This window comes from Pseudoflavonifractor phocaeensis, assembly GCF_038439875.1.
GTDB lineage: Bacteria > Bacillota > Clostridia > Oscillospirales > Oscillospiraceae > Vermiculatibacterium.
In genome coordinates, this window is record NZ_JBCDMT010000001.1 from 408468 (window position 1) to 424805 (window position 16338).

17 protein-coding genes are annotated in these 16338 nt (G+C 62.5%); 14 read left to right on the plus strand and 3 right to left on the minus strand.

Annotation, left to right across the window (positions count from 1 at the left end; genetic code table 11):
* Positions 1-121: 121 nt before the first annotated feature.
* From AAEU42_RS02015 to AAEU42_RS02030, 4 genes are all read left to right on the plus strand, one after another.
* Positions 122-874: an NTP transferase domain-containing protein gene (locus tag AAEU42_RS02015; RefSeq protein ID WP_342231852.1), complete on the plus strand. Its 753-nt coding sequence runs from the start codon at positions 122-124 to the stop codon at positions 872-874.
* The gene (locus tag AAEU42_RS02020) at positions 871-1677 is read left to right on the plus strand and encodes a M55 family metallopeptidase (protein WP_342231853.1); all 807 of its coding nucleotides are present in this window, start codon (positions 871-873) and stop codon (positions 1675-1677) included. Before AAEU42_RS02015 ends, AAEU42_RS02020 begins: the two co-directional genes overlap by 4 nt.
* A 13-nt stretch (positions 1678-1690) precedes the next feature.
* Positions 1691-2440, plus strand: coding sequence for an NYN domain-containing protein (locus AAEU42_RS02025; RefSeq protein WP_342231854.1), 750 nt, complete (start codon positions 1691-1693; stop codon positions 2438-2440).
* Positions 2441-2672: 232 nt separating this feature from the next.
* Positions 2673-3101 (plus strand): hypothetical protein, encoded by a 429-nt coding sequence (locus AAEU42_RS02030; protein WP_342231855.1) that lies wholly within the window; start codon positions 2673-2675, stop codon positions 3099-3101.
* 70 nt (positions 3102-3171) lie between these two features.
* Here the strand turns inward: AAEU42_RS02030 and AAEU42_RS02035 are convergent, their stop codons facing one another.
* The 3 genes from AAEU42_RS02035 to AAEU42_RS02045 form a co-directional block, all read right to left on the minus strand.
* Complete coding sequence (locus tag AAEU42_RS02035; protein WP_342231856.1) at positions 3172-4431, minus strand: DUF4179 domain-containing protein; 1260 nt, start codon at positions 4429-4431, stop codon at positions 3172-3174.
* A complete protein-coding gene (locus AAEU42_RS02040) occupies positions 4415-4897 on the minus strand; it encodes a sigma-70 family RNA polymerase sigma factor (protein WP_342231857.1) in 483 nt (160 codons plus the stop codon). Before AAEU42_RS02040 ends, AAEU42_RS02035 begins: the two co-directional genes overlap by 17 nt.
* A gap of 101 nt (positions 4898-4998) precedes the next feature.
* On the minus strand, positions 4999-6438 hold the full coding sequence (locus AAEU42_RS02045) for a DUF975 family protein (protein WP_342231858.1): 1440 nt from the start codon (positions 6436-6438) through the stop codon (positions 4999-5001).
* A gap of 136 nt (positions 6439-6574) precedes the next feature.
* On the opposite strand from AAEU42_RS02045, the gene mutY reads away from it, so the two are divergent.
* From mutY to AAEU42_RS02095, 10 genes are all read left to right on the plus strand, one after another.
* Positions 6575-7600 (plus strand): A/G-specific adenine glycosylase, encoded by a 1026-nt coding sequence (gene mutY / locus AAEU42_RS02050; protein WP_342231859.1) that lies wholly within the window; start codon positions 6575-6577, stop codon positions 7598-7600.
* A gap of 702 nt (positions 7601-8302) precedes the next feature.
* The gene (locus tag AAEU42_RS02055; protein WP_342231860.1) at positions 8303-8887 is read left to right on the plus strand and encodes a thymidine kinase; all 585 of its coding nucleotides are present in this window, start codon (positions 8303-8305) and stop codon (positions 8885-8887) included.
* 105 nt (positions 8888-8992) lie between these two features.
* On the plus strand, positions 8993-9448 hold the full coding sequence (locus AAEU42_RS02060; RefSeq protein WP_342231861.1) for a hypothetical protein: 456 nt from the start codon (positions 8993-8995) through the stop codon (positions 9446-9448).
* Positions 9449-9565: 117 nt separating this feature from the next.
* The gene (gene uvrC, locus AAEU42_RS02065) at positions 9566-11389 is read left to right on the plus strand and encodes an excinuclease ABC subunit UvrC (RefSeq protein ID WP_342231862.1); all 1824 of its coding nucleotides are present in this window, start codon (positions 9566-9568) and stop codon (positions 11387-11389) included.
* Positions 11390-12121: 732 nt separating this feature from the next.
* A complete protein-coding gene (gene rsmD, locus AAEU42_RS02070) occupies positions 12122-12673 on the plus strand; it encodes a 16S rRNA (guanine(966)-N(2))-methyltransferase RsmD (RefSeq protein WP_342231863.1) in 552 nt (183 codons plus the stop codon).
* 36 nt (positions 12674-12709) lie between these two features.
* Positions 12710-13207, plus strand: coding sequence for a pantetheine-phosphate adenylyltransferase (coaD, locus tag AAEU42_RS02075; RefSeq protein WP_342231864.1), 498 nt, complete (start codon positions 12710-12712; stop codon positions 13205-13207).
* Positions 13207-13725 (plus strand): ATP synthase subunit B family protein, encoded by a 519-nt coding sequence (locus tag AAEU42_RS02080; RefSeq protein WP_342231865.1) that lies wholly within the window; start codon positions 13207-13209, stop codon positions 13723-13725. The genes coaD and AAEU42_RS02080 overlap by 1 nt, the downstream gene beginning before the upstream one ends.
* Positions 13726-14055: 330 nt before the next feature.
* Positions 14056-14472, plus strand: coding sequence for a division/cell wall cluster transcriptional repressor MraZ (mraZ, locus tag AAEU42_RS02085; RefSeq protein WP_342231866.1), 417 nt, complete (start codon positions 14056-14058; stop codon positions 14470-14472).
* Positions 14472-15410, plus strand: a complete 939-nt coding sequence (rsmH, locus tag AAEU42_RS02090; RefSeq protein ID WP_342231867.1) for a 16S rRNA (cytosine(1402)-N(4))-methyltransferase RsmH — start codon at positions 14472-14474, stop codon at positions 15408-15410. Before mraZ ends, rsmH begins: the two co-directional genes overlap by 1 nt.
* A gap of 156 nt (positions 15411-15566) precedes the next feature.
* Positions 15567-16106, plus strand: coding sequence for a hypothetical protein (locus AAEU42_RS02095; RefSeq protein WP_342231868.1), 540 nt, complete (start codon positions 15567-15569; stop codon positions 16104-16106).
* Positions 16107-16338 lie beyond the last annotated feature (232 nt).

The window sequence follows — 16338 nt, forward strand, 5'->3', positions numbered from 1 at the left end:
TGATTCGTGCCCTTTTCCCGCCCCGGCCGGGCGTTTCTCGCCGGATTTCCGTTTGCAAACGTCCCGGCATGTGCTATACTAAAGCATCAGAACCAACATCGAAACAAAGGGGACATACCACATGAGTGAAGCGCTGAAAGCGGTCGTTCTGGCCGCGGGAAAAGGCACCCGTCTGCGGGCCGACGGAGTGGACCTGCCCAAGGTCCTGCGCCTGGCCAACGGGAAGCCTCTGCTGTCCTATGTGCTGGACGACATCTCTTTCCTGCCCAGGGAGGATACTATATTGGTGGTGGGATACGAGGGGGAGAAGGTCCTCTCCGCCTTTCCCGGCTATCCCCATGTCCACCAGTGCCCCCAACTGGGGACCGGGCACGCCGTCCAGTGCGCCCAGTGCGCCCTGGAGGGCTTCGAGGGCCACGTGCTGATCTGCTACGGGGATATGCCGCTTCTGGGCCGGAAGGCCTACGAGAAGTTGCTGGCCGCCCACCTGGCCGAGGGCAACGCCTGTACGCTGATGGCGGGATTGGCCGACCGGCCCCTGCCCTACGGCCGGATCATCCGGGACGCCCAGGGGGGCTTTTCCCGCATCGTGGAGGACAAGGACTGCAGCGAGGAAGAGCGGCAGGTAAAGGAGCTCAACGCCGGGGTCTACGTCTTTAAATCCCAAGAGCTGTGGCGGGCCCTCACCACCCTGCGGCCCAACAACGCCCAGGGGGAATACTACCTGACGGACGCCCCCGTGTGGCTGCTCAAGGAGGGGGAGAAGGTGGGCGTCTGCGCCGCCTGCACCCCGGAGGAGATGCTGGGGGTCAACACCGTGGAGCAGCTCCAGCAGGTAGAGGAATTTTTGAAAAAGCGGGAGGATAAGGCATGAACGTTTTTATCAGCGCCGACATCGAGGGCACCTGCGGCATCGCCGACTGGGCGGAGACCGAGCGCTCCACCCCCCGGGACTATACCCCCTTTCAAAAGCAGATGACCCGGGAGGTCCGGGCCGCCTGTGACGGGGCCGCCGCCGGGGGCGCGGGCCAGATCTTTGTCAAGGACGCCCACGACTCCGCCCGGAACATCGACCCCGCCGCCCTCCCCGAGTGCGCCCGGATGATGCGGGGGTGGACGGGGGACCCCCTCAGTATGATGAGCGGGCTGGACTGCGGGGACTACGGCGCGGTGCTGTTCACCGGCTACCACGCCTGGGCCTCCAGCGGGGGCAACCCCCTCAGCCACACCATGAACCTCAGAAACGAGTTCGTCACCCTCAACGGCATCCGCATGAGCGAGTTCATGATGAACGCCTACACCGCCGGCTACTACGGCGTGCCCGTTGTGTTCCTCTCCGGGGACAAGGCCCTGTGCGACTTCGCCGAGGAGTTCATCCCCGGCATCGTCACCGTGCCGGTGAACGAGGGGAGAGGGGGGGCGGTGGTCTCCATGCACCCCGACGCCGCCGTGAAGGCCATCAAGGAGGGGGCGAAGAAGGGCGTGAAGAACGCCAAGAACTGCCTGGTGACGCTGCCCGACTTCTTTGAGATGACCGTCCGCTTCAAGGAGCATACCACGGCCTATTCCAAGAGCTTTTATCCCGGCGCCAGCCTGGAGGACGAGAAGAACGTGTGCTTCGCCTCCGACGACTGGTTCGAGATGCTCCGCTTCAGCCATTTTGTCCTCAGCGACTAAGAAAGGAAGGACTATGGAGGCTAACGAACTGCGCCTGGCCGTCCTCATCGACGCCGACAACGCCCCCCGCACCGCCCTCAAGGAGATCCTGGGGGAGTGCGTCAAATACGGCACCCCCACCATCAAGCGTATCTACGGGGACTGGACCATGAACAACATGGACTCCTGGAAGCCCCTGCTGCTGGAGAACGCCATCATCCCCATCCAGCAGTACGGCTACACCACCGGGAAGAACTCTACCGACTCGGCCATGATCATCGACGCCATGGACGTGCTGTACTCCGGGCGGGTGGACGGCTTCGTGCTGGTATCCAGCGACTCCGACTTTACCCGGCTGGCCCTGCGGCTTCGGGAGGCGGGGATGAAGGTCTACGGCATCGGGGAGAAAAAGACCCCCGCCCCCTTCATCGTGGCCTGTGACAAGTTCATTTACGTGGAGGTCATCCGGGGCAAGGGCGAGGAGAAGCCCGAGGAGAAGGAGGCCCCCGCCCCCGCTCCCGCCGCCCGGAAGGCGGTGCCCCAGAAGATCGTGCGGCTCATCGCCGCCAGCATCCAGGATGTGTCCGACGAGGACGGCTGGGCCTTCATGGGGGAGCTGGGCAACGTGCTGCCCAAGAAGCAGCCGGACTTTGACCCCCGGAACTACGGCTTTGACAAGCTGACGACGATGGTGAAGTCCATCGACCGCTTTGAGATCGACGCCCGCCCCACCAGCGCCCCCCACGTCAAGCACATCTACGTCCGGGACAAGCGGCAGCGGTGACCTTGTTTTCAAAGGCCGTGTGTGTCGGCCTGTGAAAAAATAGAGAGCAGGCCTTGCTTGAAAAATATCAACATACCCAAACGGCGGGTCTTTTCCCGCTGTGCCGCCCCGATTTTCCTTGAAATCCACCCGGGATTCCTGCGAAAAATCGGCTTGCCCAACGAAAAAATCCCTCGCCGTTGGGTATGTTGCCATTTATCAAACAAGGCCCAGAGAGAAAGGAAGAATGAGAATGACACAAGCACCTGGAAGAGGCCTTTTGAAGGTCACCGGCATTATTTACATCGTCCTGTCCGCCCTGGGCCTGATCGGCACTTTGATGACCCTGGCGGGCGGCGGCCTGCTGGCCGCCACCGGGGCCCCCATGGGCGCCGTCTTGGGCGTGGTCTTTATCGTGGCCGCCATCATCTCCCTGGCCCAGGGGGTATTCGGCCTCATCATGGGCATCCTGGGCGTGCAGAACTGCGACAAGCCGGAGAAGGCCGGCACCTGCTTTGTCCTGGGCATGATCGTGGTGGTCCTGGGGGCCATCGGCCTGGTGGGTAACCTGCTGGGCCGCGCCGACGGGGCCACTATCTTCGGCAACCTGCTGGGCCTGGTCATCCCCGTCCTCTACACCGTAGGGGCTTACAAGAACAAGGAGTTTGCCCAGAGCATGTGACCGCAAATAAAAACCGGCGTACCCGTTACGGGTACGCCGGTTTTTTGCCCTGCGCGGGGAAACAGCCCGCTTAAAAAAGCTCCAGCACCGTGTCGCAGGGCGTCCCGCGGCTATACCAGAGGGGCAGGGTCAGGAACTGGTCGCCGCAGTTTTCCAGGAGGACGTAGATGTGCTCGATGTTTTCGTCCTCCTGGTCGGTCCAGAAGCCGCAGCCCGAGCTGTCGTATCCCTCTGTGGAGAAGAAGGGGATGGGGCCGCCGGTCTTTTCCAGGGTGAACTCCAGCCGCCACCCGCCGCCCTCCCGGACGGCGGACCAGTCCAGCACATAGCCCGGCAGGTTTTCCGCCCGGTGGGCCGGGATGTCTAGGGTCATCACGTCCCGGCCCTGATCCAGCCACCTGGCCCCGGTGATGTGGAGCTTGAGGTGTTCTCCGCTGCCGAAATAGGCGCTCTCCAGCCGATAATGGCCGGTAAAGGGCGTGTCCTCTCCCGCCTCGTGGAAGGAAGAGATGCCGTTGAGGATCCCGTCGTACCGGGTCCCCCGCTCGTCCTCCAGGTAGAAGTCCAGCCCCGTGAGCCAGGCGGTGTTCCCCTCGTGGTCGCTGAAGTCCAGCTGGGCGTGGGTCGGATTGAGGACGAACCGGTCCAGGGTGATGGTCTGGCCGTCCAGGTCAAAGGTTTTCCCCACTTCCACGGTCCGCCTGCTCTCCAGGAAGGGACGCTCCAGGGACAGGGAGACCCGGAACTGGGCGAGGACTTCTCCGTCCGGCTGGTCGTCGGGCGTGACCTGGTAGAGGAAGGTCAGCTCCTGGGGGGTGGTCCCCCCGGCAAAGTCCACCGTAAAGTATTGCAGCTCGCCCGGCCGGGCGTCCAGGTCGTCCAGCTTGGCGGAATAGCCGAGCTGGGAGCCGTCTCCGGGAAAGACCCGGTACAGCCACCCGTGGCCCTCGCTGACGGTGAGGAACACGTTCACCCGGTGCTCGTCGGCCACCGCGCAGTAGAGCCTCAGGGTGATGCCGTTTTCCGTGTACTCCTGGTCCAGGATTTGGTAGTAGCTGCTCTCCAGGGCCGCCTTCAAGCTGGGGTCCTGGGCCGCCGCCGCCGTCAGCCCCCGCAGGAGGGGCACCTGTCCGCAGGCCAGGGCAAAGGGGATGGAGGTGTTCACCAGCAGTACGAAAGCCGCCGCGATCCCCGCCAAAGACGCCGCGGGGATGCCGAGGATCTTCCCTCTGCGCCCGGCCCGGCGGCGCCTGGCCCGCCGGAGGGTGTCCTCCAGGGCGGGGGGAGGGGTCAGGGCCATGAGCTCTTCCAGTTCATCCGTTCGGTTCATATGTCTCCTCCTCCGTCAGCTCTAATTTCAAAAGGGCCAGCGCCCGCCGCTGGCGGCTGGCCGCCGTCCCCTGGGGGATGCCCAGGGCCCTGGCCGTCTGGGCCAGAGTGAGGCCGGTGAAGTACCGCAGGACCACCACCTGCCTGAGCTCGGCGGGCAGGCGTTGGATGGCCTCTTTCAGGGGGAGGGCATCAAATTCCTCCGCCGCCGTCTCGGGCAGGGCCTCCACCGCCAGCTCCCGCTTTCGCCGCCGCAGCTCGTCGGTGCAGACGTTGATGAGGATGCGGCCCATCCAGGTGGAGAAGAAATCCTCCTGACGCAGACGCCCGTGGGCCAGCAGGCCTTTGTAGACCGCCTCATCCACCGCGTCCACCGCCGCGGATTCCCCGCCCAGATACAGAAGGGCGGTTCGGTAGAGCCTGGGCTTCAGCGCTTCTGCCCGGGCGCAGTATTCCGTTTCCGTCATGGACCTTCCTCCTCTCTTCGCCCGTTAGACGCCCGGGGGAGCTCTTTTTATCACGGGGGCAGAAAAAAGTTTGGGCCGCCGGGAGGGCGGCCCAAGCTTGGTCACAGGGTTTGGTGGATAGCGGTCTCTTTCCGGGGGGCGGCCGAGCCGGTGACCCCCTCCCCGGTGTTGGGGTCCACCACAGAGCGGACCCCGTCCGCGGCGAAGAGGGTGAGGAGCACCACGCATACCGCCCCGGCGGTCTTGGGGGGGATCCGGTCATACCACTGGCCCAGCATGGGGGCGATCAGGTAGATGGCGGCGCAGCAGCCCACGCCGAAGACCAGGGCCCCCTCCAGGCACACCCGGCCGTTCAGGTTGAGGAAGTAACCGCTGTAATCCCACCAACGCAGGCCGGTGGCCGCCTCCAGCACCCAGCTGGTGGCGTACTCGATGGCGGTGCACAGCACGGTGGAGAGAAGGAAGGTGAGCCCCGGCCGGTGGAACCATTTCCGCAGGAGCAGGAGCACCAGCACCCCGCCGGTACCGTAGATGGGCAGCCAGGGTCCCAGCATGGTGCCCCGGTTCACCAGCTGGCCGGTCTGGACCAGGTGGAAGCCCACCTCCCAGATCCAGCCGATGCCGGAGAAGGTGAAGAAAAAGAGGATATAGTCGGGCAGAGGGTATTTTTCCCGGATGGGGAACTTGGGCAGGGAGGGGAGGACGATCTCCCGGCCCATGGGCTGGAAGGCGGGCACGGCCTCCAGCTGAACGGGGAAGGCGTTTTCCGGCAGGGCGGCGCGGAGGGCCATATAGGCCTGGGCCTCCGCCGAGAGGATATAGGAGTTGGCCCAGAAAATGCCGCTGAGACCCAGGGTGAAGCAGGAGAGGATCCGCCAGGGGATGAGGGTCAGGTCAAAGAGAAACATCCGCCACCGGTTGCCCTTCATCATCTGTTTGGAGAGGAGAAAGACCTCTTTCCGGCTCAGGTCGGACCGCTCGGCCAGCAGATAGGGCACCATGCGGTAGGTGTAGTCGGCGATGATGCCGGGGATGACGAGAAGGTAAAGGGCCCACACGAAGGCGTCCCGGCAGAACATGACCCACACGGTGTGGAGCCACCGCTTCTCCCGGATGGGGGCGAAGAGCTCGCCGAAGTCCGCCTTCTCCGTTTGGTTGCGCAGGAAGAACCGCCGGGCCCCCACCCGCAGGGGGCCGCCCACCAGGAAGCGGAAGGTGAGCATCACCAGGGCCGCCAGCAGGAAGAGCCCCCCCGCCAGCATTCGGAACAGCCAGTCCTGGGAGGTGGTGGCGGCGTCAAAGAGGATGGCCAGCACCAGTCCCGCGGTGTCTCCCGGCGGAGGGGACTCCCCGGCCACGCCGCCCACGGCCATGAGAAGGGCGCCGTTGGTGACCGAGTCGGCGTTGCGGTGGATGAAGTCCATGGACTCGGTGAACTCGCCCGCCACAAAGCAGACGAGAAAGCAGACGATGATGGCGGCCCAGTAATTGCGTTTCAGGCTGGCTCTGGCCTGGCGCTTGAGGGCCTTCCGATCCCACATAGCAACACGTCCTCTGTCTCAAGATGAAAAATCGCCTTTTAGTTTACCTGATTTTTCCCCTTTGCGCAACCACCGTTGAAATTTTGGCCGGGACAAAGTATAATAGAACAGACTTTGTAGAAAGAGGGGGAAGGATATGAACGAGCTGGAGGCACTTCCCATCCCTCTCCTCATATGGTACCGGGAACACGCCCGGGTTCTCCCCTGGCGCAGCGACCCCACGCCCTACCACGTGTGGGTGTCTGAGATCATGCTTCAGCAGACCCGGGTGGCGGCGGTGCTGGACTACTACCGCCGCTTCCTGGAGGCCCTGCCCACAGTGGCCGACCTGGCCCAGTGCCCGGCCGACGCCCTCATGAAGCTGTGGCAGGGCCTGGGCTATTACAGCCGGGCCCGGAACCTTCAAAAGGCGGCGAAACAGATTATGGAGGACTTCGGCGGCGTGTTCCCCGGCGAGTACGCCGCCATCCGCTCCCTGGCGGGAGTGGGGGACTACACCGCTGGGGCCATCGCCTCCATCGCCTTCGGTATCCCTGTCCCGGCGGTGGACGGCAACGTCCTGCGGGTGGTCTCCCGGGTCACCGGCGACCGGCGGGACGTGACGAGGCCCGAGACGAAGAGCGCCATCCGCCAGGCCCTTATGGATACCATGCCCCAAAACGCACCGGGGGATTACAACCAGGCGCTGATGGAGCTGGGGGCCACGGTGTGCCTGCCCAACGGCGCGCCCCTGTGTGAGCAGTGCCCGGCGGGGGGGCTCTGCGCCGCCCGCCGCCTGGACCTGACGGGGGAGATCCCGGTGAAGGCTCCCAAGCGGGAGCGCCGGGTGGAGGAGCGGACGGTCTGGCTGATTTTCCGGGATAAGCGTGTGGCCCTCCGCCGCCGTCCCTCCAAGGGTCTGCTGGCGGGGCTGTGGGAGTATCCCAACGCCCCTTCTTCCGAGCCCTGCCCCGTCTCGGGGCGGACAGAGTTCGCCGGGGGGGGGAAGCACATCTTCACCCATATCGAGTGGCTGATGAAGGCCTATACCGTGGAGGCGGAGACGGAGGCCCTCCCCGAGGGCTGGGTCTGGGCGGACAGGGCCGAGCTGGCGAAGGTCTACGCCGTGCCCAACGCCTTTCAGAGCTTTTCACATATCGTGGAGGAAATGCTTGGGCGTTGAATGTTTGCACGTCAAACGTGCGTTCTTCTGGGGGAGGTTTCTTTTCCCGAGGAAAACCGCAGCGTGAAGAAAACTTGCCAGTGGCACCGCAGCGTGAAGCAAATGCGCCGGTGGCGCATTTGTAGCGGAGGCTGCCCGGCTATGCCGGGCAGATCTCTCTGGCGCAAGCGGGACAATGTTGCAAAGCTGCCGAGCGGCACGAGCGCAGGCCGGCCAGCTGTGCTGGCCGGGTCTCTGTGCTTGAGAACGCTGTTTCATTGGCCCTTAATCCCCCCCCCAGCGCCGTTGCCGCTGACATGTTCTCGACAGACGGTTGGTCTTAGCCTTCCCCTCGGGGGAAGGTGGCAGCCCGAAGGGCTGACGGATGAGGGGAACTGTGGATAACAGAAACGGTCCTGCCAAACCGACAAGTTCCCCTCATCAGTCTCGCTTCGCTCGCCAGCTTCCCCCAAGGGAAGCCTAAGACCTGCCGAATCCCAAATTCGTTGCGGAGTGAGGGGACGGGGTTTACTACGCCCTTTTGGACAGCCTGGGGAGGTTTCCAACGAAAGGGGGAAGGGCAGAAACCCTCTCCCGGGAGCTTTCTCGGGGGGCTATTCTCCATGAAAAGAATGTCCCCTTCCCCTTCTCTCCAGCGTGTGGGACATATGCTTCAACGTCGTGAGCCTCCAAAGATATACAAAAACAAAGGTGGAAAAAGAGATGGCAAAGCTGTATTTCCGTTATGGAGTCATGGGCTCCAGCAAGACGGCCAACGCCCTGATGGTGCGCTACAACTACGAGGAGCGCGGCCAAGACACCCTCCTGGTGAAGCCCTCGGTGGATCAGCGGGACGGGGCCCGTTTCGTGGCCAGCCGGGCGGGCCTGTCCCACCCCTGCATCTATTTCAGCGATCTCCAGGCCATGCCGGAGCCTGACATCCAGAAATACGCCTGCGTCATCGTGGACGAGGCCCAGTTCTTGAGCCGGGAGGAGGTCCGCTGGCTCACCCACCTGGTGGACGACCTGAACGTGCCGGTGATGTGCTATGGCCTCCGGGCCGACTTCCGGGGCGACCTGTTCCCCGGCTCGGCGGAACTGCTGGCCACGGCGGACATCATCGAGGAGATCAAGACCATCTGCTGGTGTGGCAAGAAGGCCACCTGCAACGCTCGCTTCGACGACACGGGCCGGGTCCTGAAGGAGGGCGCCCAGGTGGTCCTGGGGGCCAACGACCAGTACATCGGCCTGTGCCGCAAGCACTGGAAGGCCGGTGACCTGGGCCCCGACCACAAGCCCCTGGGCTGAGGCCGGGAAGGACCGTGAAAAATCGAGAGTTTAGTACGTCTTAGGCGGAGAAGGCGTACTCAGCAAGTAGAAATTTGAAGAAATGGAAAGGAGGAGGAAGGGTATATGCCCCAAAAGTTGAAATTGATTTTTATTTCTGCTGTTTGCGTACTTGCTGTTGTAATTGTATGGGCGAATTTTATTGGCATCAACAAAACCGTTGATAAGACAGTGCAAGTTAATATTTATGAGGAGAATGACAAGTTCCTTTATAAAATACAAGATATTACTATTTCCGGTAATTTCAAAAAAACTCTATCCTCCACCAGTTTTGTTGGCACCTTTGCCATTGAATATGACGAGCCAACTTGCGGAGATGGCGTGCAGGCAGAGATTAAGTGGTACGCCGATTATCAGACAATCAATTTCTATTATGCAGGCAATTTTACACATTTTGATATTGTAGACATCTCCATTGATGAGAAAATGGAGAACATGATGATTGTTTTAGAGGACGGAACAATTATCACTTCCCCCTCTTACTATATACCTGCGGATATTTGGAAACAGTATAAGGGATAGCCACTAATTTATCGTTTGCCGGACTGATTTAAGTACGCCTTGTTGGTATAAGACGCATGGTAAATTCAAATTTGGCCGAAGAAAAGCCCCATGAGGTGAAGTGAGGGAGGTGAGAGAGTGACCTTCGACGAGCTGAAAGAAAAAGCCCACGCCCTGCCGCTGAAGCCGGGCGTGTACATCATGCAGGACAAGCACAACACCGTCATCTACGTGGGCAAGGCCAAGGCCCTGAAAAACCGGGTGTCCCAGTACTTCGCCAACCTGGCCTCCCACACGGAGAAGACCCGGGCCATGGTGGCCTCCATCGACCACTTCGACGTCATCGTGGCCGACTCGGAGTTCGAGGCCCTGGTGCTGGAAAACTCCCTCATCAAGCGCCACCAGCCCCACTACAACATCCTCCTGAAGGACGACAAGGGCTACCCCTACATCCGCCTGGACGTGAAATCGGACTACCCCCACTTCTCTCTCTCCAACCGGGTGGCGGAGGACGGGGCCCGGTACTTCGGCCCCTACGGCAGCCGGGGGGCCACCTGGGCCATCGTGGACGCCCTTCGCGCCGCCCTGCGCCTGCCCTCCTGCCACAAGAAGTTCCCCCGGGACGTGGGCAAGGAGCGCCCCTGCCTCAACTACCACATGGGCCTGTGCGACGGCTACTGCCGCCCCGAGATGGACCAGAGCCGCTACCGGGAGGCCATGGACCAGGCCGTCCGCCTGCTGGAGGGCCAGTTCAAGGAGGTCCAGGCCGACCTGGCCGCCGAGATGGAGCAGGCCGCCGAGGACCTGCGGTTCGAGAAGGCGGCGGAGCTGCGGGACCGCATCCGGGCCATCGAGCTGCTGGGCAAGCGGCAGAAGGTGGTGGCGGGCTCTCTGGCGGACACCGACGTGGTGGGCTACCACCGGGGGGAGGCCAAGAGCTGCTTCGTGGTCCTCCACTACGTGGAGGGGGACCTGGCCGCCAAGGATATGGACCTCATCGAGACCCCCATGGAGGGGGAGGAGGGGGAGGCGGTCTCCGCCCTGGTGCGGCAGTACTATGGGGGACGGGCCCGCCTGCCCAAACAAATCCTGCTCCCCTGTGAGCTGGAGGACGAGGTGTCCCTCACCCGGATGCTCTCCGAGGCGGCGGGGCGGCGGGTGGAGATGGTCACCCCCCAGCGGGGGGCCAAGGTGGACCTCATCCGCCTGGCCAACAAGAACGCCGTGGAGGAGGTGGAGCGGGCCACCTCCCGGGCCGAGCGGCAGTCCAAGCTGCTGGAGCTGCTGGGGAAGATGCTGGACATGCCCGCGCCCCCCAACCGCATCGAGTCCTATGACATCTCCAACCAGGGCGCCAGCGACATCGTGGCCTCCATGGTGGTCTACGTGGGGGGCAAGCCCCTCAAGCGGGACTACCGGCGCTTCAAGCTCAAGGACATGGACGGTCCCGACGACTACGCCTCCATGGAGCAGGTGTTGACCCGGCGCTTCCAGCGCTACCTGGACGGGGACGAGAAGTTCGCAGACCTGCCCGACGCCCTCTTCATCGACGGCGGCGAGGAGCATGCCCGGGTGGCCGTGGGGGTGGAAGAAAAGCTGGGGCTTCACATCCCGGTGTTCGGCATGGTGAAGGACGACCGCCACCGCACCCGGGCCCTGGTGACCCCTGACGGGCGGGAGATCGGCATCCAGCGGGTGCCCGCCGTCTTCGCCCTGGTGGGGCAGATCCAGGAGGAGACCCACCGCTTCGCCATCGAGTTCCACCGCCAGCAGCAGTCGGCCCACCTGAAAGGCTCGGAGCTGGACAAGGTGCCCGGGATCGGCCCGGCCCGGAAAACGGCGCTGTTAAAACGGTTCAAAAGCGTGAAGAATATCAAGGCCGCCTCCCTGGCCGAGCTGGAGGAGGCGGTGGGGAAGGCCACCGGGAAGGTCGTGTACGACTACTTTTCGGAGAAAAAGTAGGGGTTCCGCCTCCAGGGAGACGGGGGAACGTGGGGGACTATTCTTTCTGGTAAGAATAGCCCCCCACACCCCCCAACGATGCCGCTTCGCGGCCCATGCATCAAGGCCCGCTAAAGCTCGCTTTGCTTGCTAAGCGGGTCTAGAAAGAAAGCACCAGGGGGAGAGTTTCGACTCAACAGCTACGCTGCATTAGCTGGCCCTAAGCTCGTACCTCGCTAAGGGCCAACAAATCTTCCCCTGGGCCCCCTCCTTTGGAACCCTCCCCGAGCTGTCCACAAGAGGGTGGGATGACCCCGGCCCCTTACTCTGTAACGGGTCCGGGGTTGAGTAGGTCTTAGGCTTCCCCTGGGGGAAGCTGTCGAGCGTAGCGAGACTGATGAGGGGAACCTATCGTTTTGCAGGGCCTTTCCCATATCCCCAGTTCCCCTCATCCGTCAGCCCTTCGGGCTGCCACCTTCCCCCAAAGGGAAGGCTAAAGACCATCCTTCTGTCAAGAACATGTCAGCGGTAGCGGCGCAAGAGGAATAACGTGTCGCACAGACGCTCCCGCGCTTTTCCCCCCCTAGCTTCGGGCAGTAGCCCTTCTACTAAAAAGGGAACCTGCGAGCAGGTTTGCACCTAAGACTTTTCTTTGGGGGTCTGGGGGACATTTCTTTTCTTCGGGAAAAGAAATGTCCCTAGATTTACGCACGTCCCGACGTGCAATCACGCAAAAGAGAAAGGAACATCGCCATGAGAGTCATCACCGGCACGGCCCGGGGCCGCAAGCTCAAGGAGCTCCCCGGCCTGGATACCCGCCCCACCACCGACAAGGTGAAGGAGTCCATTTTCAATATCGTCCAGTTCGACGTGGAAGGCCGCCGGGTGCTGGACCTCTTCGCCGGCACCGGACAGCTGGGCATCGAGGCCCTCTCCCGTGGGGCGGAGCGGTGCGTGTTTGTGGACGCCTCCAAGGAAGCCGCCAGGATCATTAAGGAGAACGCCTCCCTCACCGGTTTTGCCGACCGTGCCCGGGTGACTCAGGGGGACGCCATGTCCTTTCTGACCTCCTGCCGGGAGAAATTTGGTTTGGCCTTTTTGGACCCTCCCTATGCCTCCGACCTGCTGGATCAGGCTTTGGAGCGTATGGCCGCGATTGACATTATGACGGAAAATGGTATAATCGTCTGTGAAAGCGCCTTGGAAAAGGTGCTGCCCGACCTCTCCGGCCCCTATGAGCGGGGCCGTGAGTACCGGTACGGAAAGATCAAATTGACACTTTACCGCCGTCAGGCCGGGCTGTAAGTTTTTGGGGCCGGGGCGGGAAGGACGTGGTTACGTATGAAGACCGCCATCTATCCCGGCAGCTTCGACCCCATCACCCTGGGCCACCTGAACGTGATCAAACGGGCCGCCATGTGCTTTGATAAGCTGATCGTCTGCGTCATGGTGAATTCCGAAAAGAAGGATTCCGGTTTTTTTACCCCCGACGAGCGGGTGGAACTGATCCGCCGGGTGGTGGCCAAGATCCCCAACGTGGAGGTGGACCAGTCCTCCATACTGGTGGCGGAGTATGCCCGGCAGAAGAGGGCCTGCACACTGGTGAAGGGGCTGCGGGCCATGTCCGACTATGAGCAGGAGCTCCAGATGGCCATGATCAACCGCAAGCTGAATCCCCGCCTGGACACCATGTTCCTGCCCTCCAGCGCAAAATACACCTATATCAGCTCCAGTGTAGTGAAGGAAATGGCGGCCTATGGGGCCGAGCTGACCGATTTTGTCCCCCGGGAGATCATTGGGGATGTGAATGAAAAAATGAAGAGCAGGAGGAATCTGTGATGGCGACCGGGGTAAACGAACTGCTGGATATGCTTTTTGAAATGATCGACGAGGCGAAGAACGTCCCGCTCTCTTCCGACAAATGTATGCTGGAGCGGGACAAGGCCCTGGACCTGATCGACGAGATCCGGGGCCAGTTCCCCATGGAGCTGGCCGAGGCCAAGAAGCTGCTGGCCGCCCGCAACGATTACCTGGCTTCCGCCAAGCGGGAGGGGGACCTCATCATCCAGCAGGCGGAGGAGAAGGCCAAGCAGATGTTGGCCGAGGACGAGCTGCTGGCCCAGGCCAAGCAGAAGGGCACCGAGATGCTCCGCCAGGCCGAGGACCGGTCCCGGGAGCTGAAAAAGGCCGCCAATGAGTACTGTGAGGACGCCCTGCGCCGCACCGAGGAGGCTGTGGCCGAGGCCTATGACGAGATCAAGAAGTCCCGCACCCGTTTCCGGGCGGCGGCGGCCGGCATGTCCGGCGGCTCCGCCGGTCAGAGCCAGATCTTTGACGCCGCGGCGGAGGAGAACTGAACCAGAGCCTCAGCGCCCCGCAATACCGAGAGGTATTGCGGGGCGCTTTTTTTGTCCCAAAGTTTGCCAAAATACTATATCTAGTTTTGTAAAGGCGAAAACCTTACCGTAAAATGTGTTTTTGCCCTGAAAAGGTGGTTACAAATTGAAAACGAACAAATGTTTTCGTAGTAAAAACCCGTATATTCCAAGGAAAAAAACTAAAGTTTCGACGAAAAAAATGACAATTAACTATTGCAATTTTGTTACACAGCCTTTATACTAGAAAACGTAAGTGGAGCAAAGTGGAGTAAAAAACCATGAAAGCCCATAAAAGTGGGGGGAGAGGACATGACCGGCACATACGAGCATTCCATTGATGCCAAGGGCCGGCTGTTCATTCCCGCCAAGCTCCGGGAGGAGCTGGGGGTCACCTTTTACCTGGCCATGGGCGTGGACGCGTGCCTCGCCATCTACCCCCAGGAGACCTGGGACCGCTTCACGGAAAAGTTTGCCTCCCTCCCCATGAGCCAATCCAAGGCCATGCGCCCCCTCTTCGCCAACGCCGCCAAGTGCGAGCTGGACAGCCAGGGCCGCATCGTCATCCCCCAGAAGCTGCGCAAGTACGCCAACCTGGACAAGGAGACCGTCATCATCGGCGTCAACGACCGGGCCGAGATCTGGTCCGCTGAGGCCTGGAATGCCCAGGAGGAGGAAGAGATGACCCCGGAGAAGATGTCGGAGTGCATGGAGGCGCTGGGCTTCTGATGAGTGAGACGTTTTCCCACCGCCCGGTGCTGCTGGACGAGTGCATCGAGGGCCTGAACATCCGCCCGGACGGCGTCTACGTGGACGGCACCCTGGGCCGGGCGGGCCATTCCGCCGAGATCGCCAAACGGCTCACCACCGGCCGGCTCTACTGCATCGACCGGGACCAGGCGGCGCTGGACGCCGCGGTGGACAAGCTGGGACCCTGGATGGACCGGGTGCGGCTGATCCACGGCAACTTCAATGATTTGGACGAGCTTCTCACGGACGCGGGCGCCCCCGCCGTCCACGGAATGCTCTTTGACTTCGGCGTTTCTTCCCCTCAGCTGGACGATCCGAGCCGGGGCTTCTCCTACATGCACGACGCCCCGCTGGACATGCGCATGGACCAGACCCAACCCCTGACGGCCCGGGCGGTGGTGAACGAGTGGCCCCAAGAGGAGCTGCGGCGCATCCTCTACCAATATGGGGAGGAGCGGTATGCCCCCGCCATCGCGGCGGCCATCGTCCGGGCCAGGGGACAAGCCCCCATCGAGACCACCCTCCAGCTGGTGGACGTGATCCGTTCCGCCATGCCGCCGCAAGCCCTGCGGGAGAAGCAGCACCCCGCCAAGCGGACCTTCCAGGCCGTGCGCATCGCCGTCAATGACGAGCTGACGGCGGCCGAGCGGGTCATCGGGCAGGCGGTGCCCCGGCTGGCTCCGGGGGGAAGGCTGTGCATCATCACTTTCCACTCCCTGGAGGACCGGATCGTGAAAACGGGCTACGCCGCCCTGGCCAAGGGCTGCACCTGCCCCCCGGACTTCCCGGTGTGCGTGTGCGGCAAGACTCCGGCCATCCGGCTGGTGAACAAAAAGCCTATCCTCCCCGGCGAGGCGGAGCTGGCGGAAAACCCCCGCGCCCGCAGCGCCAAGCTGAGGATCGCGGAAAAGCTGTAAAAAATGTGTGTGTGAAGATCCCCCAAAACCAGCCAAGAGCCCGGCGAAGCGGGTCCGGGCTGGGGCGGAGGGGCAACGGAGCGAACGAGCCCCTTCGCCTTGCGAAGGTGGGGCGATACGAAGTTTGCCACGACGAGAGAACGGAGTGACGCAAAGATGGCCAGTGCCGCGAAGCGCAGACCCTATGACCCCTATCGGAACATCAGCTATGCCTATGACGGCTCTGCCGCCCGGGTACTGGAGCGGGAGGAAGTCCTCCAGCCCCGCCCCCAGGTGCGTCCCCGCCGCCAGACCGTGGCCCGTCCCAAGGTCAAGGTCCGGGAGGCCGGCTATGTATCCCTCTTCGCGGTCAGCGGCTTTGCCGCCGTGGCGGCCCTTGCGGTGCTCATCCTCATGAGCTTTGTCCAGCTTTCCACCATCTCCAGTTCGGTGGTGAGCCTGGACAGCGAGATGACCCGGCTGCGCAGCGAGGAAGCCACCCTGCGGGCCCGCTATGAGCTGGCCTATGACCTGGGCGCCATCGAGAGCGCCGTGACCGCCGACGGCTCCATGAGCCGCCCCCAGTCCAGCCAGATGGTCTATGTGGACCTGACCGAGCCGGACAGCGTGGTGGTCTATGACCGGGGCGAAGAGGTCACCGGCGGCTTCGTGGACGGAGTCCAGGAGATCATCCAAAACGTGTTGGCATATTTCTAAGGTGGAGCGTCATATATTGCGCTGAGGACCCTGAAAGAGAGAAAAGCGGGCCGCTGACCCTACCGCGGCTCAAAGAGAGGAGGGCGTAAGAAAAGGATTTTTCTTACGCCCTTCAGCGTTGATCCACAGGGGGCGGGTACGCCCGACTTACGGCCAGACACGCGCTGGCGGCGTTATCGCTTTTGCCGGCGCGTGTCTGGCCCTGTGCCGGGTGGGGATGAATGTCCGGGCG

Bases quoted from the DNA above. Each gene is read 5' to 3' on its own strand.
- coaD (WP_342231864.1), top strand. From the start codon at position 12,710: ATGAAGACCGCCATCTATCCCGGCAGCTTCGACCCCATCACCCTGGGC.
- AAEU42_RS02060 (WP_342231861.1), top strand. From the start codon at position 8,993: ATGCCCCAAAAGTTGAAATTGATTTTTATTTCTGCTGTTTGCGTACTT.
- AAEU42_RS02020 (WP_342231853.1), top strand. From the start codon at position 871: ATGAACGTTTTTATCAGCGCCGACATCGAGGGCACCTGCGGCATCGCC.
- AAEU42_RS02040 (WP_342231857.1), bottom strand. From the start codon at position 4,897: ATGACGGAAACGGAATACTGCGCCCGGGCAGAAGCGCTGAAGCCCAGG.
- mutY (WP_342231859.1), top strand. From the start codon at position 6,575: ATGAACGAGCTGGAGGCACTTCCCATCCCTCTCCTCATATGGTACCGG.
- AAEU42_RS02045 (WP_342231858.1), bottom strand. From the start codon at position 6,438: ATGTGGGATCGGAAGGCCCTCAAGCGCCAGGCCAGAGCCAGCCTGAAA.
- AAEU42_RS02030 (WP_342231855.1), top strand. From the start codon at position 2,673: ATGACACAAGCACCTGGAAGAGGCCTTTTGAAGGTCACCGGCATTATT.
- AAEU42_RS02015 (WP_342231852.1), top strand. From the start codon at position 122: ATGAGTGAAGCGCTGAAAGCGGTCGTTCTGGCCGCGGGAAAAGGCACC.
- rsmD (WP_342231863.1), top strand. From the start codon at position 12,122: ATGAGAGTCATCACCGGCACGGCCCGGGGCCGCAAGCTCAAGGAGCTC.
- AAEU42_RS02035 (WP_342231856.1), bottom strand. From the start codon at position 4,431: ATGAACCGAACGGATGAACTGGAAGAGCTCATGGCCCTGACCCCTCCC.
- AAEU42_RS02080 (WP_342231865.1), top strand. From the start codon at position 13,207: ATGGCGACCGGGGTAAACGAACTGCTGGATATGCTTTTTGAAATGATC.
- rsmH (WP_342231867.1), top strand. From the start codon at position 14,472: ATGAGTGAGACGTTTTCCCACCGCCCGGTGCTGCTGGACGAGTGCATC.
- AAEU42_RS02025 (WP_342231854.1), top strand. From the start codon at position 1,691: ATGGAGGCTAACGAACTGCGCCTGGCCGTCCTCATCGACGCCGACAAC.
- AAEU42_RS02095 (WP_342231868.1), top strand. From the start codon at position 15,567: ATGGCCAGTGCCGCGAAGCGCAGACCCTATGACCCCTATCGGAACATC.
- mraZ (WP_342231866.1), top strand. From the start codon at position 14,056: ATGACCGGCACATACGAGCATTCCATTGATGCCAAGGGCCGGCTGTTC.
- AAEU42_RS02055 (WP_342231860.1), top strand. From the start codon at position 8,303: ATGGCAAAGCTGTATTTCCGTTATGGAGTCATGGGCTCCAGCAAGACG.